We start from the raw sequence: 22,861 nt of genomic DNA, 5'->3' as shown, positions 1-22,861 counted from the left end.
GGGGTTCCGCGTCATGTCGTGGAGGCCACGAAGATGCGGCCCCCGCCTTCGACAAGCCGCACCCTGCGGAGCCAGAAGAACAGCCCCTCGCAGGCGACGATCCACCCCTTGGTTCCTAGTCGCTCCGGGAGGCGTTCGCAGATTTCCTCGACGCCCAGCACAGCGCGGAAGTCCACCGGCACCCGGCCGTTGGGCAGTTTGCCGACCGCGATTTGCAGGTCGCTCACGGCGACCTCGCCGAAACCCGCGGGAATGCTCATTGCAGGATCCTTGTCGAGTGTTGCGATTGCAGCCACGCCTCGGCCGCGATCATGCCGCCGTTGCCCCAGGCGATTTCTTCACCGAGCCCGCGCTCGTCTGTCGCGGACCAGAAAGCCTCGTCTGCCCACAATCGGATGCCGCCGACGTAAGCCACCAACGGCACGCCGGCGACATCCGACAGGCCAAGGGCATCGTAATCAATCACCCACTTTACTGGCACCTTTTCCATCGCTTCACCTTGCATTCAGGGAATCTTGCGAGCGCGCCGCCACGGCCGCTCGTCGTTCGGCCGTTCGAGTTCCAAGACGATGGCGCCGTATATGCGCAGGCCGGGGGCGCGACGCAGCGGAGCCTCGCCGGTCACGCCGAACCCCGGCACATGCTCGGCCAGCACCGCGGCGGCGGCGCGCACCGCCGTTTCGTCGTCCCCCATAAGCCTGATCTGCACTGCGGCCGTTCCTGGCTGCTCTTTCCTTGGCGGCATCTGCGCCTCCGCGGTCGGGCGGGGTTGGGGGAGCCAGGGCCGGAGCCCCGGCCCCGCGGTCAGTCGGTCCATTCGGCGGCGATGGCGAAGCCAGAGTTATCGCGCAGGGCCACGAGGACGCTGTGGCCGGCGCGGCGGAGCGCGCTGACAAGCTGCCGGAACTCGCGGCACGCGTCGGCCTCGCTGCGGTCAATATTGTATGCGGGGAGAGCGGTGCCGGCCTCTATTCTGTAAGTCATTGTCGCCCCATGCTCTATTTCTTGACAGCATAAATCTCAATGTCATAAGATATCAACGGTGAAAACGGACATTATGGCATGCCAAAGAAAGTACAGATAGCCGCAAGAGTCTTGCCAGATACTGTAAATGTACTCACAAAAGCGGCAGATGACAACAAACGCACTTTATCGTGTGTGGTCGATTCTATCCTGACCGCATGGGCTTTGGAGAAATGTTATCTGAACGATCAGAAGCCGACCGCCGGCGAGGACGCGGCGCGGGCAGGCGAGAGGGAGGAGTAACGATGCCCAGGATAGGCGCCCGCGCAGTCGAGCCAGGGGACATTGACACCGTTCCGGCCGCACTGCGGCGCATTGGCTGGCCGCACGTAGCGGCCGAGTGGGAGCGGATGCAGAAAGTGCTGGCGCTCTACGCCTCCGACGAGAGCCGATACCTGTGCGGCCAGGGAGAGCCGTACGGGTCGATCACGACCGAGGCCGGGATCAAGGCCCGGCAGCACCGGGCGGCGCTCCTGCGCAGGGAGGGCTCCCAGAATGGCTGACTTCGCCGACCTGCCGGGTGCGCTGCGGCGCTTCGCGGACCGCTACGAGGCGCGCACGACGGCAAGCCTGCGCGCCGCCGGGCTCCCGCCGGACGGGGATGCGCCCAACGGCCCGGCGATGCTCTGCCGGGCGGCAGCCGCGGAGATCGAGGGCAAGGCAACCCCGATGCCGGGCTGGGAGGGGTGCGTGCCGAGCGACAACGTCGTCCTGCCGCGGGCGCTGGCGATGCATTGGCGCTGGCGCCTTGAGGCCACGATCTGCGCCGATTTCTGCGGGGGGGACGGCAAATGCTTCGAGCGCGGCTTGCGGCAGTGCGAGCGCGATCTGCACCGGCGCACCCTGGACGCTGTCCTTGGTGGCAGCGATGCCTGACGCTCCGCAGGCGACCCGGCCCATCTCCGCGGATGAGCTGGCGATCCTCGCCGGGCGGATGCGCTGCCGGGTGGATTCCTGCCGCGAGCGATCCGGCAGCGTGGAGGCTGCTGTCACCGGCCCCGGTATCGGCATCGGCCACCTGCTGGCGTCCGACATCGTGCGCGCGCTCGATAATGGAGCGGCCGAGATCGAGCGGATGCGCGCGGCACTCCAACGCATCGCTTATTCGGATTACGACGAGGGCGAGTGGCCCCAGAAGGTGGCGCGGGAGGCGCTGAATGGATGACCACTCCACAGACGACCACCGAGCTGGACCCAAACGAGGGCTATGTGCCTGCCTGTGTCAGCCGTCCGCCGTGGCGCCGGCCACGGCGGATCAGCGCGCGCGAGGCCGAATTAGAGCGGGCGCAGGACGTTGACGAAAGGCGCGTCGAAACCGGCCTCGGCGGCACACACATACAGGCAGTGCGCTATGAGTGATCCAGACACGACGGAGCAGGTCTTTACCGCCCGCCCCGGCAGTGGGGGCGAAGTGCTGGTGACGGCGCCGGACGGGCGCATGGAGTTCATGAGCCTTTGGCGGTTCTTCAGGTTCTGCATCGCGGCGACGGCGGCGGGGCAGAAGGTGGAGGTGCTGGATGGCTGATCTGCCCGAGCTGCGCCGGGCCATCCGCGAGGCCCGGGCCGCGAAGAAGGAGGCCCGGCGCCAGAGCACAGAGCGGCGAGTCTACAACCTGCCGAGCGCCACGGTCGCCGGGGTGCTTGGCCACCAGTTGCGGCAAGACCTGCCGTCCGAAACGGCCGCGGTGCGCGAGCTGCTGGATGCAGCCCTTTCATCGAGAGGATTCCCACGATGAGCAAGATCCCGCCCATCATCCAGCGCCCCGCGACGGCGCACGGCTGGCTGCGCCGGCCGGAGCTGGACACGGCGACGTACGACGCCTGGGAAATGCCCAACGGAACTCTATACGCGGCAGAAAAGGGCGTGGTACCGACCGTCTACCAGCAGGGCAGCATGACCATGCTGGACATCACCCCCATGACGGTGAGGCGGCCGGATGAGCGATGATCCGCACGACAAGGAAACTATGGCCCTCTGCGCCATCCGCTACACCATCGGCAGGCGCAGCTACGTCGTCAGCGACGGCGCGCGCTGGGCGCGCAAATGGGGAGCCAAGTCGCCGTGGGTGCGGCGCGTCATCATCCGCGACCTTGAGAGCGAGGTCGCAGACATCGACGCGGACCGGGCGGAAGGCAGGCGGGCGCGGGCGACGCTCGGCGACGCGCAGGACGAACGGGAGTGGCGAGCCGTGCTCGCCGATCTCAAGGCCATGGAGGCAGCCAATGTTGGCGCTTAGGGCCGTAGACAACCTGCGCGTCGAGGTCGAGCGGCTAGAGCGCGATCTGGCGGACGCCTACGCCGTGATCTGGTGCTTGGTGAAGCAGGCCGGTGGTGAAGTCAGGCTGTCGCTCCATGCCATGGAGCAGGGGCGCCGGGAAAAGATGCTGGCATCGTGGCGCGACGGCGCGTCGAGCGACATCATCATCCAGGCGGGGGACCGGACATGATCGAGCGCCAGTTTGCCCAGACGGCGATCGCCCTGGCGGATGGCTACCGCGCCGCGCTGGAAGTCGCCTACGCCGCCATGCGTCGGAACGGGTGGCATCTGGCCGCCGCGTCGGACCAAGACGGCGCCGCCGAGGCGCAGGCGGCGTACGATGCCGTGGCGGAGGCCCTGGGCCATGCCTGACCAGCGCACAGGCGAGCCGGGGCTGTGGGACCGGGCCTGCGCCGCGGTGGGACGCAGGATGGCCGGTGTGCCTCCAACGTTGGAGGACGCCATCTTGCTCGGCGCGTACCAGACGATGGTGAAAGCCGGGATGGCGCGGCCGGCGGATCGGAGCGCCAAGCGGTTGCCATGCGCGCGGCAGCACCGGGGCGAAAGCCGGATTCATTCACGGGGCAAGCCTGCCCGTCTGGGCGCTGAACTGCACCATGAGGCGCGGGCCTGAAGCTGGATACTGCGGGGGACGCCATGCCGACGCCGCTCGGGACGAATGCAGAGGCCGATAGCGGCAACGTGCTGGTCAGGGTGGACGCCACGCATTTCTGCGCCGGCCTGATCATCGACCGCCTCGACCAGCGAGCGATCATCGCGGCGCCCATTCTAGCCTGGACCATCGGCCGGCACCGGACCGAATTGAGCAACTACTTCCGCCGCAAGGGGTGGCGGGCAACCATCGTCAGGGGATCAGTGCCATGACCGAGCAGCCAACAGAGAATGCATTGCGCGAGCTGCTGGCCGAAGGCCTGAATCTGTGCGTGCGCGCGCGCAGGCTGGACGAGCTGACGCTCGCCGCCGAGGGACGGAGTCTCGGCAACCAGACGCCCGACCATGCGCGCTGCCTCACGCCGCACCTGTGGGTCATGGATCAGTATGACCGCGACCTCGCCGATTGGGAGGCGCGCACCAGGAAGGCGCTGCGATGACGGATCCCAAGCAAGCGAGACTCCCCGAATCCCTACCTGACGAAATTCATATCATCGCGTCCTGCATCGACTTTCCGTTCGTCTACATCGGCGGCCCGAGCCAGCAATCGCGACGGCTTGCGGAGAGGATTGTCGAAGCGTTGCGCTGGGAAGGCTTTGAAATTGTGGTGGTGCCGCGATGAGAAATCAGAGGCCAAGAGCCGAGAAGCGCAACCTCGTCTGCGAGCAGTGCCACGACATGGCGCCGGTAGGCACCCCCGGCTGGTATGTGGATCCGGAGGGCATCGAGCTGTGCCCTGGGTGCGAAGAGGATCTGTGGCTGTCGTGGAAACTTGAGGGGTTTTCAAGATGAGCACGCCAACCGATCCGGCCGAGCAGCAGGCGGAGGACGACGAAATGGTGCTGGTCGAGATCAGCTCCTCGCCGTGGTTCTCCGGCTTCTGCGCTGCCGCCACGAAAAGCGGCGATGCGAACCCACACCCCGTGGACAGCGAGGCGTGGCGCGAGTGGCAGCGCGGCCAGGAGGCAGCAGCCAACGCCGATTGGCAAACGATCGTGGTGCCGGATGCCTAATCGTCCAAGATCGCCCAGCGGGAGCCGGCTGCACGAAGTGCTGGCAATGTCAGATCCGGAACAGGTAAGGCAGGCCCTTACCGGGCGGGATTTGATCGCAGCACTGCGGCACCGCGCGATGGAGCATCACATGGGAATGGAAGTCGCGGGAGCGATCGGCGATCTCGCCGAGCGAGAGCAGCACAGGCTGGACGCCATGCTGCTGATAAGGGCCGTCGAGGAACTGGAAGCCGGGCTATGAGAGATTCCCCGCGGGCCGCATACCGGCCGAACCGCATCAACGTCGCGGATCCGGATCGCCTCGTGCGCGCCCTGGCCTGGGTGGACGAAGTCTATCCCGGCCGAACCGGCGACGGCGCGGCCGTGGTTCACATGACGTGGGATGAATGGAACGAGCTGCGCGCGGCGCTCGGCCTGCCGGTGCAGCCGGTTCCTCGCCGGAGAACCGCGGCATGACCGGCCAGACCCAACCGCCGCACCCGCGCGTGACCGTCACCGTCTCGGGGACCGCAGGCACCGGGAAGTCCAGGGTGCTGGCCAATATCGAGGTCGCGCTGCGCGCGTGCGGCTACGAGGTGCAGTGGTCGCGCTGGCAGGACCAGCGCGAGGTTCATAAGGAGCACTGGACGGAAGCGAATTGTCCCCGCCCGGCCCCGGCGCAGCTCCCGGTGGTCATTCTGGCCGAGCAGAACGAGCGCCCGAAATTTTGGAGAGCGGGCAATGAGTGATCCCCGGCCGGAGTTGCCGCCGCGCGTGACCGTCTTGGTATCCGGGGAGGCCGGTAGCGGCCGGGTGCGGGTCATGGCCGACATCGAAGTCGCCTTGCGCGCATCCGGCTACGTCATCCAGTGGGGCCGCTGGCAGGACGAGCGCGAGGTCCGCAGCGAGCATTGGGCCGCGGCGAACAGCCTGCGCCCGCATGTGACGGAGCCGCCCCTGATCGTGCTGACGGGGCTGAACGAGAGGCGGCGCTGATCCGGCCCGGGGCCGGCCTTACGGGGCCTGCCCCGCGTCAGCCTCGCGAGCTGCGGGCCGCTTGTGCTTCGCCAACAGATCATCGAGCCACGCGCCGAACTCGGCATCCTCGCCGGGCCTGACTTCACCGACATAGGCCCAGGAGCCGCGGCAATGGGGGTGCTGCGTCCCGCATGCTACCCACCACATCTCCTCCGGCTCGCGGTCCACCAGCTCGCCACCGACGCGCTTCCGCGGCGATGCGCTCCGACCAACGTTGGTCTTTCCGATCCAGACTTCCTTGTCGCCGTCCTTCGGCTCGTGGTCCGGCGCGACCACGGTGAACACCTTGCCGTTGATGCTGCGGCAGAAGTCGCAGGCCCCGCGGTATGCCTCGACGCGGCGCACGCGCTGGCCGGGCTTGAGGGCGGCGACGAAGCCGGTGTTGCAGCACTCCCCCGTCTCCGTAATGGCGATGCGGCGGAAGTCACGGTTCAGGTTGCCGAACGTGTCGAACAGGCGTTGCCGGAGGCGTTCGGTGGTGCCCTCCTTGTGCCCCAGCAGCATCGCCTGCGTGTGCTCGACCACAAGGCGTTTCATCCCGGCCCGGGCGTTCTCCGTGACATCCGTGATGTGGATGCCAGCCTGGGCCTTGGCGATGCGCAAGACGGCCTGCTCGACCGGCGAGAGGGCGCGGGCGGGCAGCTCCCCGAACTCGTGCGGGATCAGCTCCGCGAGGCTGGACAGGTCGGGGGCTGGCCAGTGCTCCCCGCGGCGCTCCATCTCGGCCTGCACCTTGCCGGCGAGCTGGGCGCGGAAGGTGAGGTATTGGGCCATGTCCGACACCACGCCATCCGGCAGGTAGCGTTGCACGAGCCAATCGACCAACATCAACCAATCGTCCAGCGAGTAGTGCGCCGGCTCGATCGCTTCGAGGTGCAGCCGGGCGGCGTTGAACTGCGTCGCGTCCCACCGCTCCCACGGCTCCGCCTTGGCGAGCGTGCCGATCGGCGCGCCGGTCAGGGCGCGGGCGAAGGCGTCTTGCAGGGCTTCCAGCACGCGCTGGAACCGGCGCGTGACTTCCTCGACATGCCCGGCCAGGAGCGGATTCGGGTGCGGCGCCCACATCGACCGCTCGGCGTCGCCGTGCGGGTCGGATGCGAGGCTTTTGAAAAGCTCCTCGATGCAGTCATCGCAATGGGCGGCGGGAACGTCGCCGAAGTCGATGAGAAGCGCCACGGTTACGGCTGCTGCTGGCGCTGCTGCTGCGCCTGCTCCGGCTTCAGGAACACGATCAGCGCCCGGGCGAGGGCGGTTGCCCGCGCTTCCATGCTGTCAGCCGGCGGATGCCCCTGCTGGCCGGGCGTGCTGGCCGGCGGGCCGGCCGCGGGCGCCGCGCCTTCCTTCTCAGGCGCCCCCTGCTGCTGCGCGCCCGGCTTCTCGTCGTCGGGATGGATCAGCGCGTCGTGGCGGACCTGATGCTCGCGCTCGCCATCGTGGACTGTCACCCCATCCTTGCCGCTGGCGACGATCTTCCCCTGGCCCTCGACATCGCCGTGGCGGAACTTGACCACGTCACCGTGCCGCAGCGGCTTGCGCGCGGGCTGCGCGTCGTGGGCCTGCTCCTCCTGCCCCGGGCCTTGCGCCGCCCCCTGCTGCCCCTGGCCCCGCCGCGGCTTCGGCTTGCCCCCGGCCGGCGGCGGCACCGGCTGGGCCTTGAGGATCATCAGCACTGGCGAAACCTCCGCTTTGCCCAGGCGGTCCAGGCCGCCCAGAATGGGATCATCATGCGCCACGGCGTTGGCGGCCGCGCGCTCCTCCTCTGGCTCCGGCAGTTCCAGGCCGGCGACGAACCGCTGGCGGCCGGAGCCGTCGCGCACGAGCGCGCCGTCTGCGCCCTGCTCGACCAGCTCGTAGCGGTGCAGCATCCGAGCACGGTGCCCGAGATAGCTGCCCCAGGCGCAGCGGTGGCGCTCGCCCTTGTCGCATCGCGCCGTGAACCCGTCCTTGCCCACGGCCGAGACGCTGACCGCGATGGCGCCGCGCTTGCTGTGCCGGACGTAGACGGAATCGCCCACGTCGATCCCCTCGGCCCCCTTGGGGCGCTTGGCGGGCTTGGCCGGAGCGATTGGCTTGCGCGGCGGATTGGCGCCGGGCGGGGGCTTGCCTGGGGCGGTCATGGTGCTGGCTCATAGGTGGCGGCGAACAAGACCGGCGGAATGACCCACAGCTCGCCCACGGCCCAGCGCACAAGCCAGTCGCCCGGGTGCGCGCGGACCGGGCCTTTGAGGGTCCAGACCACCAGATCCGCCCCGATGCGCTCGACGCCGCCGAACGCATAGGCGGGCAGCTTCATGGCGTCGGTCAGCCAGGACGGCGCCGGCTCGCTGAAGCAGAAGCCGTTCCACTGCACGGCCTCGATCTCCGGCCGGCGCTTGACGTAGCGCGCCATTCATCGCAGCCCATAGACCGCGCTTGCGGACAGCGCCTTGCCGAAATCGGCGCCGCCGGCCGCCCCGCCGAACTCTCTCTCCTGCGGGGCGCCCTGGGCTTCCGGATCCTGCCCGTCGTCGCCCTGCCCCTGCCCGAACTGCCCGCCCGCGGACTCTGCCGTGTCCTCGTCGCCGAAGTCCTGGCCGCTGCCCTGGCCGCCGAAATCCTGGCCGGGCTGCTGCGGCGGCGGGTGGTTGAGCTGCATGGCCGGGCCGATGAGGGCCGGGTTGATCGGCAGCGCGCCAATCTGCGGATCCGGGTGCGGCTGCAAGCCCTGCTCGGCTCGCAGCTCGTCAACCGTCATGACCAGCTTTTTCGCCTCCCAGGTCTTTTCCTCATCCTCCGGATCGAGGCCAACCCAGCGGAAGCAGTATTTTTCGCCGAATGCGCTCACGATGTAGTCTGTGAACGTATTCTCCATGTGGGACAGCAGCGGGCGCAGACCCTTGTCTTTGCTCTCCGCGAGTTTTTCTGTCGTGTCGCTGCCAGAGAGCGAGCTTTTACCTGCGGTGAAACTTTCGAAATTAATCTCGTCCGGCGACATGCCGTAGATGGCGCAGATGATCGAGGTAAGGAACGTCATCCACCGAGCGAACATCATCTCGTTCTGCTCGACGTTGAACGGCGTCCACGTCGCCTTGCTGTCCCCGTCCCTGGCGGCCAGGACGGGCAGGGACCAAGCGTTGTTGATCCCGCGCACCCACGAGTTCCAGATGCGCTTGAAGCCTTCCAAATCCTCTTCGCCATAGTCCCCGACGATTTGCAGCAAGCCCTTGGGCAAACTGTTCATGTCGAAGTAGCTGTTATTCAGCGTCATGGCGTTGAGGAAGCCCGTCACCACTTTGATGAGCAGCTCGGTTTCCCCCTGCCCATACCCGTAGCGGCGGACATCCGTGGTCGGATTGCGCACCTCATAAATCAGCGTGTCGTGCGTGTAGGCGTTGCAGATTCGCCCCTGCACGACCTGCAAGGCGAAGATTTCATCATCGCCCTGGTATCCGTCCTCCGTGCAAAGGCGGATGGTGCTGCCGTCGATCGCGTAAAAACCGTCGATGCCCAGGTCTTTATTGCGCTTCATCTCGGTTTCGATGGGCGCGCTGTCCATCGTCAGGCTGTCGGCCACGTACTTGGCGCAGAACGTCGAGAAGTTGTCCCGCTTGAGAACCTTCCTTTTCCTGGGGTTGAACTCCCAGCCACAGTTCTGGAAGAACTTCCCCAGGAGCGAAGTGGCCTGCTCCTCGTCCGGCGAGAGTTGGTGCTTGCGATCGACATGCCGGATCTCGAAGCCGATCCCGCCATCTTCGCTCGGCGCGCAGAACCGCTGAACCTGCCGCTGCCGGGTCAGCACCACGGACTTGAGGACGGGCGTTTGCTCGACCATGGCGCGGAGTTGGTCGAACGTCATCGCCGCGCTGCGCTCGTAATAGTCCCCCTGAAGCTGGATCTGCATGTCGTCCAGCACCATGGACTGCACGCCCCGCTTCGGCGGCGCGGTCACGCGGTCAGGGAACCGCAAGATGTTGTCCCGTCGCGCCTGGGCCTTCAGGAGCGCCTGTTCTTGGTAGCTGCGCTCGATGAAGTGGATCGCCCGCTGCACATCGGGGGCCGGGATCAGGTCGGAGGCAACAGGCCGATAAGCCTTTTGCAGCTCCGCCTGCGCGTCAAACCGCTCCGATGCCGGCGCATCAGGGCTGGCGAGCACAGATCGGGCATCATCGCGTGCGGTCATGCGCCCAGGATCGCGTCACGACCGCACGCGCAGGCAGGGGGCGTCAGGCAGGAGGCGGCCGGCGCCCCCGCCTGCGCCGGCTCAGTTGTTCCAGAGGATCAGCGGGATAGGCCCGTCCTTCGACGGGGCGCCTTCCCTCGGCGGATCGCTCTCCTTGGGCGGGCTGGCGTCAGGGGCGCTGTGGCGGCCCAGCAGGCGGCCAAGGAGGGTCGCGGCTTGGGGCTGGGCACTCCCAGCGGGGGCGGCCGCGGATGGGCTCGGCGCGTCCCCAGCAGAGGGAGCCTGGGGCAGAGGCGCGGTCAGCTCGGCCACCGATGGAGGCGCCACCTCCGGCGTCTCGGCCGGGACCGGAGGCGGCGGAGGGACTTCGGCATCGGGCGTTGCGGCGACCGGGGTGGACGGAGGCTGGCGCGGGCCGGCGCCGTGCAGCTCCGCAATCACCTCGCCGTTCTCGTGCGCACTAGCGATGCGCGCCACCAGCTCGGCCCGGAAGGCTGCTGCGATGTCCAAGTCGGCTTCGCTGAGAGGCGCGGGGTGCCCGTCGCCGTTGCGCATGATCTCGTCCAGGGCGCGCACGATCACCGACATGGAGCGCAGATCGAGGACGCCGGTGAACGCAAGATGCAGCGCGTTCAGCCGGCGCAGCAGCACGCCGCGCATGGCGATGGTCAGGTCCATCAGCTCCCGCCTGGGCGGCAGCGGGCGGCCATCTCCGCAAGCCCCGAACGCATCCAGAGCGCGGATCAGATACACGACAGTCGATAGGTCCACGAGGGCAGCTCCGACAAAGGTCAGTCATGGGGTAGCGCGATCGTGAGAGAGCCCAGGGCAGGGATAGGTTGCTGGCCTTCCCATCGGCATCCTAGCCTCTTCCGACCCGGGGAATCGGCTCTCGGGAGAGGACAGCAAGGAGGCCACTGGCTTTGCTGGAACCCCTATTACGAGGCAAGGCGGCCTGACAGGCCACAGCGGCGGGGCAAACCCTGAACAGATGCGCCCCGCCGCTTCCCACGTCACTTCGGCCGGAATTTCCGCCCGGTGCAGGGCAAGCATTGCGTGACGCGCCCGCGTCGCAACGTGACGCCGCGAACCTCGCGGATCCCCCCACAGTCGCATCGGCAGCGCCACAGGGTGTCCCCCTTGCACGGGTTGAAGCTCCGGCGCTCGACCACGAGCTTGCCAATCCGCCGGCCAGCCATGTTGATGAACGGCTTGGACATGGGCTCACCGTTCCGCCGCGGCCTTGCGGATGACGCAGACGGTCACTGTGGCGAGGCCGGCCTGCTCGAAGCCAAGCCGGCGGGCGGTGCCTTGGGACAGGTCGATGATTCGGCCGCGCACGTAGGGGCCGCGATCGTTGATGCGCACCACTTCAGATCGTCCATTTGCGAGGTTCGTGACGAGGACCATCGTGCCCAAGGGCAGACGGATGGATGCCGCCGTGCTGGCGTTCATGTCGAAGGGGGCGCCGCTGGCAGTGCGCTTGCCGTGATGCCAGCGGCCATAAAACGAGGCGACGCCTCGCTGACATGAGCCGGCAGCATCGCCCTTGGCAGAGGCGAGCCAGAAGGCAACGCAGGCGACGGTGATTGCACGGACGATCATTCGTCCCTTGTGCCGTCACGACTTCCGGTAGAACGGGGAATATCTGGGGCGGGGGGCGGGGGAGAGACGCGGCCGCCGAGTCCCGCCCCGGTAGCCGCCACCGCGCCTCCCCCCATGCCCATTCGGAAGGCCGACCACGATCGGCCCTCCCCTTATGGCGTCACGACCTTGGGCGCCGCTATCCCTTGCGGGCGGAAAAGAGCGGGCAAGCGGCATCCCGCGGTGCCACGAGGCACCCGCGCGTGCCGCACTCACGCAGCGGGGACTCTCCGTCTGGCGGATAGGAGCGGCAGCGGCCGCAGGTCCCCGGCGGCAGCTCGTCAATCATCGCCAGCACTTCTTTCGGCAACCCCGGCATTGCCTCGGCCACCTTCTTCGCGCGATCGGTTTTCAGCTCGTCGCCTCCCATGTCCGGCAGCAGCATGGTCCCGGTACCGTAGGCGCGCGCCCACGCGACATCGCACAGCATATTGGCGTATGAGCTGTGCGGGTCGATGCCGACCTTGACCACGCGCCGGCGCAGCTTCTTCTGCTCTGGGTCCGGCCGGTCCGTCACCAGCGCTGTTTTCTGAAAATGGACGAAGGCCACGTCCTTGAGGACGGCCACCGTCCTGCGCTCGCCCTTCTCGATGATCTCCTGAACCCGGCCCTGGGGATCGGGGAACAGACACACGCGCTTGGCGATGCGCCCCATGGAGACGGACATACATTTGTATTGGTCGAGCGTGACGGTGTAGCGGTCCCGCGCCTCACGCGCGATCTTGCGGTCCGCCTTCGAGTTGTCCGCGTCCCCCCACCGCATCATCTCGTCGGCGATGTCGCTGTAGCCGGCGAGGAACACACGCCCCAGGTGGCGCTTCGCGAATGCCTTGGCGTCGTTGTAGTTCGGCAGGGTTTCCACCACGCAGACCGCCACCCCGTATTGCTCCATCAGTTCAGAGCATCGCTTGAACGGGTCCTCGCTGTAGATCAGCTCGAAGTGGATGACGGCTTGCCTGCCGTCCGGCAGCCGTTCTTTGCAGATGAACACGTTGAAATTGCCCATCTGGTCTATGCCGGCGAACGTGTTCCGCGCGCGCTCCTTCCACACCACACCGGCCTTGCGGCCTTCCTCGACGCAGGCGTTGAGCATCCCGAGATTGACTGGAATCTGACTCGGATCCGCGTAGGGCTTGCCCAGCTTGCGGTTGAAGAAATTCATCATGTCATCGGCGTTGTGATACGCCTCGATGATTTCCCGCGGGCTGATCGTGGGGCTTAGGAACTGCGGATAATGGACGCTGATATACCGGGCCTCCGGATGTTCCGCGATCCACTCTCCCTGCTGGGCATCGTCAATCCAGGCCCCGCAGGCGCAGCGGTATCGGTAGTCGTCGCGCTCCTCGTCCCAGGCGATGCACTCTGGAAAGCGATCGTCCAGCGGCGCCGCGGTGCCGCAGCTCGGGCAGCGGGTGTGGAAGCGGTGCTGCGTGCCGCGGACGTAGAACCAATGGATGTCGGCGTCCGGCCACTTCGCCGTCGATCCCATCAGGCGGAACTTGATGCGGCTGGCCGAAAGACGCTCCTGCGTTTTCTCCATATCCGCAATCTTCATTTCCTGAACTTCATCATAGGTGATGATGTCCATCGGAAAGGATTCCGTCGTCGCGCGCCCGGTTGTGTAGAGGAAGTGGAACCGGCTCGCCCCCATGGTCCGGATCATCACGTTGCCCTCGGACCGCTTGCGCTTGCCGTCTGCGCCTTCGCTCGTGAGGCGGTTGTAAGCGGACGGAACGGTTCGGACGATCGGCATAAATCGCTCGCTCGACTTCGCCGCGGCGAGCTTCGCATCCGGTAGATACATGCCGATCTTCGCAGGCTCGAATTTCAAAGCCATGTAGATGCACGCGAGCATCTCCATTACCGTGAAGCCGACCTGGGCGCATTTCATCATGACAACGAGACGGCTTTTTGCCTCCTCGATCGTCGTGGGGATCAGGTCATAGACGAACCACATGCTCCGGCGATCGGCGAGCGTGAACGGGATGCCGTCCACCTTCAGACCCTTCGCGCCCAGATCCTCGCACCACTCCCGAAAGGTCATGCCCTCCGGGATGGTGCCAGCGCCGTCATAGCCGACCTCGGCGGCGAAGGCTTCCAGCTCCCGCCGCAGCACCGCGGCGGAAGCGGCTGCCAGGGAGAGCGCAGCCTTACCCATGGTGCGAGGCGTCAAACTCCATGATCGCCCGCTTGAGGTAGTTGGCGGCGGCCAGATGCTCCTCGTAAGCAAATTCGAGCCAGCCTCGCACGTCGAGATCCTTGCGTTCGAGGCCGGCGCTGTAATGCGACATGCCGATCGCGGAGCGCATCAGCAGGTCGGATACGATGGCCGAGACGACAGGATCGGCGGAGGCCAGTTGCGGCGCCTCGATCGAGGAGAACTCCTCGCCGGTCGGGGGCGTGCGGGGCGGAGGCGGCGGGGGTGGCGCAGGAGCGCGGGGAGGCATGGAGGCGGCGACTTTGCGCGCCAGCTCGACCGCGCCCCCCAGCGCGCGAGCAATCCCGATCAGGCCAGCAATACGCACTTCAGCCACTCCTCTAACGCGGTTCTGGGGGCGCCCCCGCGGCGGCCCGCAGATATGCGAGCAGCGCCGCCTCTTTCTCGGGCGGGCAGTCGTCGGGCACGGTCAAACACGGCAAGGGGAAGCCGGGCCAAAGCGGCGTTGTCCGCGACGGCCGGCGCGGCGGCGCGGGCGCCGGCGGCGGCGCATCGTTGTCGTTGTCCTGCATCATCAGCCCCCCCATTCCGCGGCAAGCTGGCCCAGGCCGCTGATGATCGCCTGGGCAGCTTCCGGGTGCTCGCGCGCCACCCCGCGCACCATCCCCAGGATGCGACGGTGGAACCGCTCCATCTCCTCGGCCTGCCGCATCGCCTCTTGCAGCCGCACGGCGGTTTCGAGGTTGCGGCGCATGTGCTCGGAGGCGGACAGCAGCAGCTTGGCCGACCGAACCTTCCCGTCCTCCGTCCGCGCGTGCGCGATCAGTTGCTCGGCGATGCCGATGCACCCGACGAGCTTTTCGATGACGGGAATCACGCCGCCGGAGCTGGCGATGTCATCGACCGTGACCAGGGCCGGCAACTTAGCGGCGGCGGCCTGGGCGGCGGCGGCCGGCGGATCCGGCAGCTTGGCCCGGGCCTCGACCGCGGCCTTGACCTCGCGGGCAACGTGCTGCCCGGCCTTGCCAGATTTCAACGGCCCGTCGATGTAGCGATAGAGGGTCGCGCGCGACGCGCCGCGGTCGGCGAACCGGCGGGCGATCTCGGCCTTGCTGAACGCCTCCGGCCCCACCCGCGCCAGCTCGGCCAGGACGGCGGCCTCGACCTCGTCGCGGAGCGAGGGGTGATGCTCGCTCATGAGAGCCCGCCGCCCTCGCGCAGCGCGTCAACGAACGCCGGGATGTCGGGCGACCACGCGCCGAACCTGCGCACCGTTGCATTGAACTCGCCGAGATCGTGATCAACCAATGCCCAGACGGGATTGCCGTCGTCATCGAATTTCGGCTCGCCTTCCTTGTCCTTGGCGTGCCCGATGTGGCCCAACTCGTGGTGGACAAGGGCGCGCCGGCGATGCAGGTCCGCGCCGTGCCACCATTCCCGGTCGATCAGCAGGAGGAAATCCGGCGCCGTGCCGCCGCATGCCTTCGCCAGCAGCCACGCGCCCACCGGCGCAAGCCCGCCCTGGAAGCGCGGCAGGCACATCTCCCCCAACACCCAGCGCCCGCCCTTCACCTTCGGCACCGTCCGCATGAGGAACAGGATGGCGGGCTGGCCCAGCTTGAGGTGCGCGAACTCCTCGCATTCCTCGACCAGCCGGGCGGCGATTTCCTGCGGCCCGTCCGCTCCGTCATCGGCCATCTCGAAGAAGTCGCTTGCTGCGACCTCGTCGCCGTCGCCGTTCTTCATGCCGGCTCGCCCCCGTAGAGGATGACGATGACGCTGGGGTTGGCCGGGGACCGGGCCGGGTTCGGGGCGCAGTGGAAGCGCGGGCGGGTGCTGGGCGCGGCCTTGCGCTGGGCGTCTCGGTCGCGCTGGCGTCGGGCGTTGGTGCCGAACTCCACGCCGCAGCCGCAGATGCCGTGCGGCTCGCCCAGGCTGCGCACGTCGCAGTTCCCGCACTCATACAGGGGCTTGCCGCCGGGCGCCGTGCCGACCGCGAGGCGAGAGCCGCAGAAGCGGCAGGCGTGATCGACCCACGGGATACCGCCGCTCATGCGGCAAAAAGCTCAAGCTGAATCGCCTGGGCGGGGCGAGGGGGCGAGAATGGCCTGGGCATGCCGCGCTCGACCGGACGACGGGAGCACATGACGGGCAGGCCGGCGCCCCACAGCCCGACCTCGGGGGCCGGCAGGACGAGGGCAGGGCGCCCGATCGCCACCGGGCCGCCGGCCCTCCGCGCCGCCAGGATCGCGGCCTCGGTGCGGCTGGTGACGCGCTCGAATGCCTGGACAGTGGCGCGCTGCTGCACGTCCACCCGAATCGCCGTCACCGATTCGGTGTGCAGCAGGGCCATGAGCTTCGGCGGATTCCCCTTGGCGTTCCGGCCCCGGGCCGCCTCGCGGTCGCGCATGTCGCAGCTCACGCATAGCCGGTTGTTCACCAGGGGTTGCCGGCGGTCGCCCCGCTCGGCGATCCGTAGGCACCGGCAGCAGACGGCGCGAAGGCCATCCGCGGCCGCCTTAGCCTGCTGTTCTGCAAGGGATACACCGGCATTCATGGCGCCGATCGGGCAGCCGCGGCAGCGCGCCCGGCTCTCCCAACTTTCCGGGGGGCGATCGCCGTTCGCCCCCTTCCACAGTCGCGCGCATCCAGCAACGGACAACGTCATCGTCTGCCGGTCGCAGCGAAACGTGGCAAGCGTTTGCATGTGGTTGGGCCTCGCGGATAGGGCGGGATAGGATATCACGCTTCCGCGAGTGCGTATAATCAGTCGGTTGATTTGTCTGCAATAGCTGTGCGCGATGTGCGGATAGGTTTCGTTATTAACCTATCCGCATCGCCTGTTACGCGAGAGCGGACCCGCTCGAAAGCAGCGCAAGCGCGGTGGCGTGGTGCTCCTGCACTTCGGCCATCCCGATTGTGCCGCCGTTCACCAGCTTGCGGCACAGGGTGATGTTCCCCCGGTCCGCCGGCTCGTTGCAGCCCGCCCAGCTCCAATAGGCCGCTGCTGATTCGGCCGCCCCCTCCATGGTTTCGAGCCACTTCCGCAGCTCCGGGACCGTCTTGCCGGTGGCCCGGGACAGCCGCTCATAGTTGCTGCGCCCGGTCAGTTGCATCAGGCCGCGCCCGATCAGGTCGGAGGCGTCGGAGGTGCCCGGGATGTTGCCCAGGTTCACCTTGCCCCAGGATCCGCCGTAGACCACCGCGGCGATGGCCTCCTGCTGGGCGAGCGTGAGCGCCTTCGCGCCCGGCTTGCGCCCCAGCTTGTCGGCCTGCTCCTTGGTGATGCGCGGGGGCTTGCCCTGGCCGAACACACTGACCAGCGCCGTGCAGGAGTAGTTCAGGCTCTCCCGTATTATCCGGAATCCGCCGCTCTCATGGGCCGCATTGGCAAGGAAAGCGGCGAGCCGGGCAGGGGTGTTGATCCCGTGCCGCTGGCAAGCCGGAGCGAGGACCGCGGCCCAAGCCTCGGGACGGTCCGTGTTCATCCCGCGCAGCACCGCGGCAAGCTCGCGCGGAGAGGGGAAGGCAGGCTGCGCAGTGGCAGCCTGCCCCGTTCCGACAGAAGCCGGTGCGGGCGCGGTGGTGGGTGCCTGCGGCGGTGCGATCGGAGCCGGCCCGGCATCCTCCCGCCGCTCGTCGCCCTGGCCGAGAAGGCGTGCAAGCCAGTTCATAGGCCCAGGCGCTCCACCGCGCTGCTGATTGCGAGGGACGCCTGCCGGGCGCCGGGGCCTGCGGCCTTCTCCGCGGTCTCGGTGGCGATCTTCAGGGCCGCGGCAACGGCGGCATCCTGGGCGGCGGCCGCATCCACGGCGCGGTTGTTGTCGGGCACGAGGATGCCAGCCAGCGGGCCAAGCACCGTCACGAGCGCCACGATTTTGTCGGTCCACGCCGTGAGCTGGTCGAGCGTCACAGCGCCCGCCAGGACCAGCAGCAGCATCAGCAGCACGACGAGCTGGATCCGCGAGCTGCGCTCCGCGAGGCGTGCGCGGAGGAAAGAGAGGATCTTGTCCATCGAGACTCCCCAGGCGGGACAATCCCCGCCATGGGGCACGGTGCCGTCACGACACGCAGCCGGAGCGATAGGAGATTTCGCTTATCGCGCAGCGCGCACGCCGGTAGGGTGCCGGCGCCCCCGCAGGCTCGGGGCCTTCGGCCAGGGGCGCCGGCGAGCGGCGAGAGAGGGCCGTCCTGCCACCACATCCAGGCAGCTCTCTCCCGCCGCAGCTCTAAACCGGGAAGTCCGGCACAGGCCCCGCCTCGCGGGCCTGCTGCTCCTCGGCGATCGTCCGCACGAGCGCAAGAAGCGATCCAACAGACTCGGCCACGAGGAACGGCGGCCCCTGGACGCCTGGGCTGGGGCTGCCGTGAGCAACCTTCCAGCCGTTGCCGCCGCGGACGATGACGATGGCGACGCCGTCAACGAGGATCATCGGTCCCATGGGGTCAGTCCTCCGGTCCGCCGGTGATGTGGCGGATCGCCCAGAACTCGGCGGTTTGCAGGCTGCGCAGCGCCAGGGTCAGTTCCGCACTGCCCAGGCGCCCGTTCTGCCCCGTCGCCGGATCAGTGTTCCCGGCGGCGTGCAGCAGCCGCACGCCTTCGCGCCGCCACGCCCGGATGTGCTTGATGATGTCGATTTGCTCGGGCGTGAAGCCCTTGCGCTGCCCGGGCGTCGTGCCCGCCGGGGTGGCGTAGCCTGGGAAGTTTTCCTCGGCCATGACTACGCCTTCTCCGGCACCGCGACGGCGTCGCACGGGCCTTGCGCGGCCAGGATCTCGCCCAGCTCCGCATGCGCCTCGGCGGCGGCGGCGGCCTGCTGCGCCTCGGCGGCGACGCGGACGCCCTCGGCCTCGACCTCGTCCTTCTGCTGACGCGCCATCATGAGGCTAGCCACCGTGTTGGAGACGTAGCCGTTGAGCATAGCCGCCACGGCCAGCGCGGTGCCGGGATCGCCCTGCGTTTCCGTGTCGATGAACTCGCCCAGGGCGATGCCACAGAGCAAGAGCCGGTCGCCGTTCCGCAGCCCGGCAGTCTCGCGCGCGATCGTCTCGCGGATCGCGTTGACCGCGGCCTCCGCAGCTCCGCCGTCATTCTGCTGCGGGGCGGCTGTCGTCATTTCGTCCATGGGTGTCCTCTTTCTGATCGAAGCGGGTCGCCTGATTCCCCCAGGTGTCCCAATTTTCGCGAGAGGCACGCGCGAACAGCTCGCATCGCGGGCCGTCGAACATGCGCTCAAGGTCGGCGTGCAGTCGGTCCGGCTTGCGGGAGTGCTCGCGCACCGGAGCAAGGATCAGGTTGCGCACATCGCGCACGAGCTGGCGCGGCTCGCCGACCGCGCCCCACAAGATGAACTCCGCGGCGCTGCGCAGCCGGTAGCCGGGGCCGAACGCCATCTTTGCGCTCGGATCGCCCAACCCCGCGCTGCGCTTCGACAACTTCCCCCAGGCGGCCGCGGTGGTGTAGGCGAAGCCCCAGGCGGCCAGCGCCTCGAACGCCTGGGGCAGCATTGGCGCGGTTGCCCACATCACGAGGCAACATCCGTCAGGGTGCGCCAGCTCGCGGACCGGCAGGGCCTTGATGGCGTGCAGGTCCATGCATTCATAGTGGCGCTGCGGAGATTTCCCCAATCCCTTCGGGGACCACGAGCGCCAGGACCATGGCGGATCGGCGAGTACAACGCGATAGGCCCGGCGGCGCAGCTCCTCGAAAGGCCACGTCATGACGGCGGATTTCCCCGCCGCCACGCGCGGCAGCGCCACATCAGCTCGGCAACGCCAGGGCGGATCAGGCCCAGCGCCGCCGAGAGCGGGAAGGCGCCTGCGATGCCGCAGGGCGCTAACCAGCACAACATGGAGGCTGCGTCAGCCATGGTTCAGAGAGCGACCATCATGATGAGAGGCGTCAAAAACATCGACAGGAAGACCGCGATGACACCGACGATGAGGATCGCCCGCTGATCTGACAGATGCGCAATGCGCTCCATCGCCTCCGCCACCTGTTCCTCGGCAGCCTCGGCCCGTGCTCTCAGCGCGCGTAGTTCGTCGGCCGTCCCGTCCTGGGGCGGGTCATCCGCCCCCTCAACTGGACGTAGGTTCAGCACCATCCAAGCATTGCCTCCGGCAACGGTTTGAGACGGCTGCCCCAAGGATTGTGCAGCCCGGCCAGATCGAGGGTTTCGGGCAGGCTGGTGCCAGCTTCGCGGAGCGTGACGGCCAGGAGGTAGCGGCGCGCCCGGCACAGATGCCGGGACACCTCTTTGCGGATCTTGGTGGCCTCGGCGATCCGCATCTCGGCGCCGCGGGTGTCGCCGGCCGCCCGGCAAACCTGGGCCAGCCGCAGGGTCATGGAATGGCGCACGGTCAGCCGGTGGGCGGCCTCGCGCTCGTCCAGGGCGTATTCCTGCCAGCCTTCGATGTTCAGGCGGGCGACGATGTCCAGGCCAGGAGCAACCGGTCGGACCGGAAGCGGGAAGGTGGCGATGTTCATGGGGTGCCCCAGCTCGTGTTGAAGCGGGCGTCTTTTTCGATGTGCAGGCCCAGCGCCACGGACAGGATGAGGCCGGACTCAGTGAGTCCGGTCCACCCCGCGAAGCGGACGGCGAGGCCGCAGCGTTCCAGTTCATGGCGCCCCTGCTCGCTCGGGATGTTCCAGTCGAAGAGGGGGCCGTTCATGAACAGGCAGCGCAGAGTTTCGGCGGCGTGCTGGGTCAGCTCGTGGGAGGGCATGGCTGCGAGCCTCCCGCCTGCTTGGCCCGCATGTCGGTGATGAACCGGACCGCCATTGCCGCGACCTGCACGGCTTCCTCGATGGCGCGTTCCGTCCGGTTGGCCTTCACATCATCCCACAGCCCGTCCAGCTCCTCGCGGATGACGGCAAAGCCTTCATGCGCGCTGTTGAACGCCGGATACTTGGCGACAGCGCGCGCGACCTCTGCCCGAACATCCAGCAGCGCCGCATCCGTGGCAGCCATGCGGTTCTCAGCGCCCGGGACGGCGATCGGAGCATCGCCGCGCATCCCCTCCTCGCGCCCCTTCGCCCAGGCGACGCGCACCGTCTCCGGCCAGTCCGCGTCGCAGCCGAACACATCGTCATCCTCGCCACGGCCGTATAACCCGGCGAGGAACCCGCACATCTCCACGTCATCGAGCATGCGTTGCGTGACCTTCACGGTGCGCGCCTCACATTCCAAGGGCACGGCGGTAGACATCGAGGAGCGTTTCCTGTTCCTCGACCTCGGCCGGCTCCTGCTTGCGGATGCGGATGAGCTGGCGCAGCACCTTCACGTCGAAGCCGGCGCTTTTGGCCTCCGTGTAGATATCCTTGATGTCTCCGGCGAGCGCCTTGCGCTCCTCCTCCAACCGTTCGATGCGCTCGGTAATGCTGCGCAGCCGGTCCGCGGCGATGTTGCCCCACTGCCGGGCCTCCGGCCCGGGATCGCCCGGGCCGGTCACGTCCTCAATCTCGGCCTGCCCTTCGGTGCGTTGCGGCTTGCGGCCGCTAACCACTGCCAGGGCGGCGCGCACCTTGCTGATGGGCACATCAGGCCCGCCGTTGATCGAGATCGTCTCTTCGTTGGTGGCAAGCACGGCTGCGCGCTCCTTACTGACGGGTCTTGGGTAGCGGCACGACGCGCGCGCCGGCCAGGAGATGTCGCAGCGTGTCTAGCCGGGCCGCGGTGTCGGAGACTTCCAGCGCGATGTGCTCCGCCTCCACCGCGGCGGTTGCGAGATGCGCGGCGGCGATGGCATCCGCCGGGCATGGGGTTGTGCCATTGACGGAGAGGAGAGCGGCGGCGGTGCGGTGCGCGTCGGCGCGTGTGCGCGCCCAGGCGGCGAAGGTAGCGGCGTGCTCGACAAATTCGTCCAGCCGGGCCACCTCAACAGAGAGGAGGCGGATGCGGATTGCGCGCTCGTCTACAGGCAAAACGACGAACGGCTGGGCTGCGGGTGGCGGTTCGGCTGCCCTTCGGCTGGAACGACGCGCGCCCAATTTCAGGCTGCGCAGGGCTTGGAAAAACATAGCCAGTCCCCTCTCCGGTTGGAGTAGGTTCCTATTTCATCCTATCCAACCTCTCAGGTCAATGGATAGGATGCGCAGTTTTTCGGAGGGGACTTGTGCAAAAAAATGGCCGGCCCGCGCTTAGGAATCCGCGAAACCGGCCAAGTTGTAGAGGGGGAGGAAACGCCATGCCCCACCATGGGGCATGGCCATCTCCTATCCTATCCACGGCTGCGCCGTCTATCACGCATTCACGATTCCGCAGTCGGTCCGGCTGCTTCGACTGCCTCGGCCGCTTGGGCGAGGACCAGGGGCATGGCCCGGCCGATCATCCGCCCGCCCTCCTCGGCGTCAAACTCCGCGTAAAATGCAATGATGCCCCAATCTTCACGAGGTTCGGGAAAAGGGACGATCGCGGAGCCGGCTGGCTTGGGGACGCGGTAATAGCCGGCCGCGCTGACCTCGCGCCCGTCAGGGTGCAGCAGCGCGAGCCATGATCCGGCGCCCGGCTCTTGCCCGCGGGCTCGCTGGGCGGCGATACGCAATGCGTCTGCCCAGGCGTCCGCATCTTCCGGCGTGAGGCCGAACCACTCATGTTTTTTCAGGTCGCCCCGAATAGCCAACATGACCAATCCAGGCTCGGTCCCAATGCGTAGGCGGGGTATTGGACTAGGCATGCTCACCCCCGCAGCATTGTTCGCTCGGGGCCGGCGGTTTATGCTTGTGCTCCAACGTGTTACGTCCTCGCAGTTTTCGGCGGTTTGCTGCCGTGTTGCGGCCGTTGCGACGTAAGGTGCGCATCCAATGATCGCGTTTCGATGCCGGGACAATGCACGACCGACGCATGAGTTTCCCAAGCTCCTGCGCAGGGGTTTGCGATGGGCCAAGCCAGCGCAACACTGCATGAACAGTTCTCTT

45 protein-coding genes are annotated in these 22,861 nt (G+C 67.7%); 16 read left to right on the top strand and 29 right to left on the bottom strand.

The window, feature by feature from the left end:
* Window positions 1-11: 11 nt before the first annotated feature.
* From NBY65_RS32580 to NBY65_RS32565, 4 genes are all read right to left on the bottom strand, one after another.
* Entirely contained in the window at window positions 12-260 is a 249-nt protein-coding gene (locus tag NBY65_RS32580; protein WP_150041412.1) for a hypothetical protein, read from the bottom strand.
* A complete protein-coding gene (locus tag NBY65_RS32575; RefSeq protein WP_150041413.1) occupies window positions 257-505 on the bottom strand; it encodes a hypothetical protein in 249 nt (82 codons plus the stop codon). Before NBY65_RS32575 ends, NBY65_RS32580 begins: the two co-directional genes overlap by 4 nt.
* Window positions 506-709: a hypothetical protein gene (locus NBY65_RS32570; protein ID WP_150041414.1), complete on the bottom strand. Its 204-nt coding sequence runs from the start codon at window positions 707-709 to the stop codon at window positions 506-508.
* 95 nt (window positions 710-804) lie between these two features.
* Window positions 805-984, bottom strand: coding sequence for a hypothetical protein (locus NBY65_RS32565; protein WP_150041415.1), 180 nt, complete (start codon window positions 982-984; stop codon window positions 805-807).
* A 389-nt stretch (window positions 985-1,373) separates the two neighbouring features.
* Between NBY65_RS32565 and NBY65_RS32560 the strand changes: the two genes are divergently transcribed.
* From NBY65_RS32560 to NBY65_RS32485, 16 genes are all read left to right on the top strand, one after another.
* Complete coding sequence (locus tag NBY65_RS32560; protein ID WP_162530588.1) at window positions 1,374-1,526, top strand: hypothetical protein; 153 nt, start codon at window positions 1,374-1,376, stop codon at window positions 1,524-1,526.
* On the top strand, window positions 1,519-1,899 hold the full coding sequence (locus NBY65_RS32555) for a hypothetical protein (RefSeq protein WP_150041416.1): 381 nt from the start codon (window positions 1,519-1,521) through the stop codon (window positions 1,897-1,899). The genes NBY65_RS32560 and NBY65_RS32555 overlap by 8 nt, the downstream gene beginning before the upstream one ends.
* Window positions 1,892-2,188, top strand: a complete 297-nt coding sequence (locus NBY65_RS32550; protein ID WP_150041417.1) for a hypothetical protein — start codon at window positions 1,892-1,894, stop codon at window positions 2,186-2,188. Before NBY65_RS32555 ends, NBY65_RS32550 begins: the two co-directional genes overlap by 8 nt.
* A 186-nt stretch (window positions 2,189-2,374) precedes the next feature.
* Entirely contained in the window at window positions 2,375-2,548 is a 174-nt protein-coding gene (locus tag NBY65_RS32545) for a hypothetical protein (RefSeq protein ID WP_162530589.1), read from the top strand.
* The gene (locus NBY65_RS32540; protein ID WP_150041418.1) at window positions 2,541-2,759 is read left to right on the top strand and encodes a hypothetical protein; all 219 of its coding nucleotides are present in this window, start codon (window positions 2,541-2,543) and stop codon (window positions 2,757-2,759) included. The genes NBY65_RS32545 and NBY65_RS32540 overlap by 8 nt, the downstream gene beginning before the upstream one ends.
* Entirely contained in the window at window positions 2,756-2,971 is a 216-nt protein-coding gene (locus NBY65_RS32535) for a hypothetical protein (protein WP_150041419.1), read from the top strand. The genes NBY65_RS32540 and NBY65_RS32535 overlap by 4 nt, the downstream gene beginning before the upstream one ends.
* Window positions 2,961-3,260, top strand: coding sequence for a hypothetical protein (locus NBY65_RS32530; RefSeq protein WP_150041420.1), 300 nt, complete (start codon window positions 2,961-2,963; stop codon window positions 3,258-3,260). The genes NBY65_RS32535 and NBY65_RS32530 overlap by 11 nt, the downstream gene beginning before the upstream one ends.
* The gene (locus NBY65_RS32525; RefSeq protein WP_150041421.1) at window positions 3,247-3,471 is read left to right on the top strand and encodes a hypothetical protein; all 225 of its coding nucleotides are present in this window, start codon (window positions 3,247-3,249) and stop codon (window positions 3,469-3,471) included. Before NBY65_RS32530 ends, NBY65_RS32525 begins: the two co-directional genes overlap by 14 nt.
* A complete protein-coding gene (locus NBY65_RS32520) occupies window positions 3,468-3,653 on the top strand; it encodes a hypothetical protein (RefSeq protein ID WP_150041422.1) in 186 nt (61 codons plus the stop codon). Before NBY65_RS32525 ends, NBY65_RS32520 begins: the two co-directional genes overlap by 4 nt.
* Before the next feature lie 285 nt (window positions 3,654-3,938).
* Window positions 3,939-4,166 carry a hypothetical protein gene (locus tag NBY65_RS32515; RefSeq protein ID WP_150041423.1) on the top strand — a complete coding sequence of 76 codons (228 nt, stop codon included), beginning with the start codon at window positions 3,939-3,941 and terminating at the stop codon, window positions 4,164-4,166.
* Complete coding sequence (locus NBY65_RS32510; protein WP_150041424.1) at window positions 4,163-4,393, top strand: hypothetical protein; 231 nt, start codon at window positions 4,163-4,165, stop codon at window positions 4,391-4,393. Before NBY65_RS32515 ends, NBY65_RS32510 begins: the two co-directional genes overlap by 4 nt.
* Window positions 4,390-4,575, top strand: a complete 186-nt coding sequence (locus tag NBY65_RS32505; RefSeq protein WP_150041425.1) for a hypothetical protein — start codon at window positions 4,390-4,392, stop codon at window positions 4,573-4,575. The genes NBY65_RS32510 and NBY65_RS32505 overlap by 4 nt, the downstream gene beginning before the upstream one ends.
* A 166-nt stretch (window positions 4,576-4,741) precedes the next feature.
* Window positions 4,742-4,966, top strand: coding sequence for a hypothetical protein (locus tag NBY65_RS32500; RefSeq protein ID WP_150041426.1), 225 nt, complete (start codon window positions 4,742-4,744; stop codon window positions 4,964-4,966).
* A gap of 237 nt (window positions 4,967-5,203) precedes the next feature.
* Window positions 5,204-5,422, top strand: a complete 219-nt coding sequence (locus NBY65_RS32495) for a hypothetical protein (protein ID WP_150041427.1) — start codon at window positions 5,204-5,206, stop codon at window positions 5,420-5,422.
* Window positions 5,419-5,694, top strand: coding sequence for a hypothetical protein (locus NBY65_RS32490; protein WP_250266052.1), 276 nt, complete (start codon window positions 5,419-5,421; stop codon window positions 5,692-5,694). The genes NBY65_RS32495 and NBY65_RS32490 overlap by 4 nt, the downstream gene beginning before the upstream one ends.
* Entirely contained in the window at window positions 5,687-5,941 is a 255-nt protein-coding gene (locus NBY65_RS32485) for a hypothetical protein (protein WP_150041429.1), read from the top strand. Before NBY65_RS32490 ends, NBY65_RS32485 begins: the two co-directional genes overlap by 8 nt.
* Before the next feature lie 18 nt (window positions 5,942-5,959).
* Here NBY65_RS32485 and NBY65_RS32480 read toward each other — a convergent pair whose 3' ends face one another.
* From NBY65_RS32480 to NBY65_RS32360, 25 genes are all read right to left on the bottom strand, one after another.
* Window positions 5,960-7,159, bottom strand: coding sequence for a hypothetical protein (locus tag NBY65_RS32480; protein WP_150041430.1), 1,200 nt, complete (start codon window positions 7,157-7,159; stop codon window positions 5,960-5,962).
* A gap of 2 nt (window positions 7,160-7,161) precedes the next feature.
* Window positions 7,162-8,100, bottom strand: a complete 939-nt coding sequence (locus tag NBY65_RS32475) for a hypothetical protein (protein WP_150041431.1) — start codon at window positions 8,098-8,100, stop codon at window positions 7,162-7,164.
* Complete coding sequence (locus NBY65_RS32470) at window positions 8,097-8,372, bottom strand: hypothetical protein (RefSeq protein ID WP_150041432.1); 276 nt, start codon at window positions 8,370-8,372, stop codon at window positions 8,097-8,099. Before NBY65_RS32470 ends, NBY65_RS32475 begins: the two co-directional genes overlap by 4 nt.
* Complete coding sequence (locus tag NBY65_RS32465) at window positions 8,373-10,142, bottom strand: phage portal protein (protein ID WP_150041433.1); 1,770 nt, start codon at window positions 10,140-10,142, stop codon at window positions 8,373-8,375.
* A gap of 81 nt (window positions 10,143-10,223) precedes the next feature.
* Window positions 10,224-10,913 (bottom strand): hypothetical protein, encoded by a 690-nt coding sequence (locus NBY65_RS32460; RefSeq protein WP_250266050.1) that lies wholly within the window; start codon window positions 10,911-10,913, stop codon window positions 10,224-10,226.
* A gap of 453 nt (window positions 10,914-11,366) precedes the next feature.
* The gene (locus tag NBY65_RS32455) at window positions 11,367-11,747 is read right to left on the bottom strand and encodes a septal ring lytic transglycosylase RlpA family protein (protein ID WP_150041435.1); all 381 of its coding nucleotides are present in this window, start codon (window positions 11,745-11,747) and stop codon (window positions 11,367-11,369) included.
* Between the two features lie 178 nt (window positions 11,748-11,925).
* The gene (locus NBY65_RS32450; RefSeq protein WP_150041313.1) at window positions 11,926-13,944 is read right to left on the bottom strand and encodes a phage terminase large subunit family protein; all 2,019 of its coding nucleotides are present in this window, start codon (window positions 13,942-13,944) and stop codon (window positions 11,926-11,928) included.
* Window positions 13,937-14,311 carry a hypothetical protein gene (locus NBY65_RS32445; protein ID WP_150041314.1) on the bottom strand — a complete coding sequence of 125 codons (375 nt, stop codon included), beginning with the start codon at window positions 14,309-14,311 and terminating at the stop codon, window positions 13,937-13,939. The genes NBY65_RS32450 and NBY65_RS32445 overlap by 8 nt, the downstream gene beginning before the upstream one ends.
* A 207-nt stretch (window positions 14,312-14,518) precedes the next feature.
* Window positions 14,519-15,142: a hypothetical protein gene (locus tag NBY65_RS32440; RefSeq protein ID WP_150041315.1), complete on the bottom strand. Its 624-nt coding sequence runs from the start codon at window positions 15,140-15,142 to the stop codon at window positions 14,519-14,521.
* Entirely contained in the window at window positions 15,139-15,690 is a 552-nt protein-coding gene (locus NBY65_RS32435; protein ID WP_150041316.1) for a putative metallopeptidase, read from the bottom strand. Before NBY65_RS32435 ends, NBY65_RS32440 begins: the two co-directional genes overlap by 4 nt.
* Complete coding sequence (locus NBY65_RS32430; protein ID WP_150041317.1) at window positions 15,687-15,998, bottom strand: hypothetical protein; 312 nt, start codon at window positions 15,996-15,998, stop codon at window positions 15,687-15,689. The genes NBY65_RS32435 and NBY65_RS32430 overlap by 4 nt, the downstream gene beginning before the upstream one ends.
* Entirely contained in the window at window positions 15,995-16,354 is a 360-nt protein-coding gene (locus NBY65_RS32425) for a hypothetical protein (protein WP_150041318.1), read from the bottom strand. The genes NBY65_RS32430 and NBY65_RS32425 overlap by 4 nt, the downstream gene beginning before the upstream one ends.
* Window positions 16,355-16,787: 433 nt before the next feature.
* Window positions 16,788-17,618: a glycoside hydrolase family 19 protein gene (locus NBY65_RS32420; protein WP_150041319.1), complete on the bottom strand. Its 831-nt coding sequence runs from the start codon at window positions 17,616-17,618 to the stop codon at window positions 16,788-16,790.
* Window positions 17,615-17,959, bottom strand: coding sequence for a hypothetical protein (locus NBY65_RS32415; protein WP_150041320.1), 345 nt, complete (start codon window positions 17,957-17,959; stop codon window positions 17,615-17,617). Before NBY65_RS32415 ends, NBY65_RS32420 begins: the two co-directional genes overlap by 4 nt.
* A 214-nt stretch (window positions 17,960-18,173) precedes the next feature.
* The gene (locus tag NBY65_RS32410; protein WP_150041321.1) at window positions 18,174-18,386 is read right to left on the bottom strand and encodes a hypothetical protein; all 213 of its coding nucleotides are present in this window, start codon (window positions 18,384-18,386) and stop codon (window positions 18,174-18,176) included.
* Between the two features lie 4 nt (window positions 18,387-18,390).
* Window positions 18,391-18,663 carry a hypothetical protein gene (locus NBY65_RS32405; RefSeq protein WP_150041322.1) on the bottom strand — a complete coding sequence of 91 codons (273 nt, stop codon included), beginning with the start codon at window positions 18,661-18,663 and terminating at the stop codon, window positions 18,391-18,393.
* Between the two features lie 2 nt (window positions 18,664-18,665).
* Window positions 18,666-19,070 carry a hypothetical protein gene (locus tag NBY65_RS32400; RefSeq protein ID WP_150041323.1) on the bottom strand — a complete coding sequence of 135 codons (405 nt, stop codon included), beginning with the start codon at window positions 19,068-19,070 and terminating at the stop codon, window positions 18,666-18,668.
* Window positions 19,033-19,665, bottom strand: a complete 633-nt coding sequence (locus NBY65_RS32395) for an MT-A70 family methyltransferase (protein WP_150041436.1) — start codon at window positions 19,663-19,665, stop codon at window positions 19,033-19,035. Before NBY65_RS32395 ends, NBY65_RS32400 begins: the two co-directional genes overlap by 38 nt.
* Window positions 19,666-19,817: 152 nt before the next feature.
* Window positions 19,818-20,048 carry a hypothetical protein gene (locus NBY65_RS32390; RefSeq protein ID WP_150041324.1) on the bottom strand — a complete coding sequence of 77 codons (231 nt, stop codon included), beginning with the start codon at window positions 20,046-20,048 and terminating at the stop codon, window positions 19,818-19,820.
* Window positions 20,039-20,431, bottom strand: a complete 393-nt coding sequence (locus NBY65_RS32385; RefSeq protein ID WP_150041325.1) for a hypothetical protein — start codon at window positions 20,429-20,431, stop codon at window positions 20,039-20,041. The genes NBY65_RS32390 and NBY65_RS32385 overlap by 10 nt, the downstream gene beginning before the upstream one ends.
* Window positions 20,428-20,670, bottom strand: a complete 243-nt coding sequence (locus tag NBY65_RS32380) for a hypothetical protein (RefSeq protein ID WP_150041326.1) — start codon at window positions 20,668-20,670, stop codon at window positions 20,428-20,430. Before NBY65_RS32380 ends, NBY65_RS32385 begins: the two co-directional genes overlap by 4 nt.
* Window positions 20,652-21,152, bottom strand: a complete 501-nt coding sequence (locus NBY65_RS32375) for a hypothetical protein (protein WP_162530579.1) — start codon at window positions 21,150-21,152, stop codon at window positions 20,652-20,654. The genes NBY65_RS32380 and NBY65_RS32375 overlap by 19 nt, the downstream gene beginning before the upstream one ends.
* Window positions 21,124-21,396: a DUF2312 domain-containing protein gene (locus NBY65_RS32370; protein WP_150041437.1), complete on the bottom strand. Its 273-nt coding sequence runs from the start codon at window positions 21,394-21,396 to the stop codon at window positions 21,124-21,126. The genes NBY65_RS32375 and NBY65_RS32370 overlap by 29 nt, the downstream gene beginning before the upstream one ends.
* Before the next feature lie 148 nt (window positions 21,397-21,544).
* On the bottom strand, window positions 21,545-21,964 hold the full coding sequence (locus tag NBY65_RS32365; protein WP_150041328.1) for a hypothetical protein: 420 nt from the start codon (window positions 21,962-21,964) through the stop codon (window positions 21,545-21,547).
* A 230-nt stretch (window positions 21,965-22,194) separates the two neighbouring features.
* Entirely contained in the window at window positions 22,195-22,569 is a 375-nt protein-coding gene (locus NBY65_RS32360; protein WP_150041329.1) for a hypothetical protein, read from the bottom strand.
* Between the last annotated feature and the right edge of the window lie 292 nt (window positions 22,570-22,861).

The sequence above is a fragment of the Rhodovastum atsumiense genome (genome assembly GCF_937425535.1).
In the GTDB taxonomy this organism is placed as follows: domain Bacteria; phylum Pseudomonadota; class Alphaproteobacteria; order Acetobacterales; family Acetobacteraceae; genus Rhodovastum; species Rhodovastum atsumiense.
The sequence above is the reverse complement of the archived record's forward strand: the minus strand, read 5'-3'. Positions and strand labels throughout refer to the sequence as shown.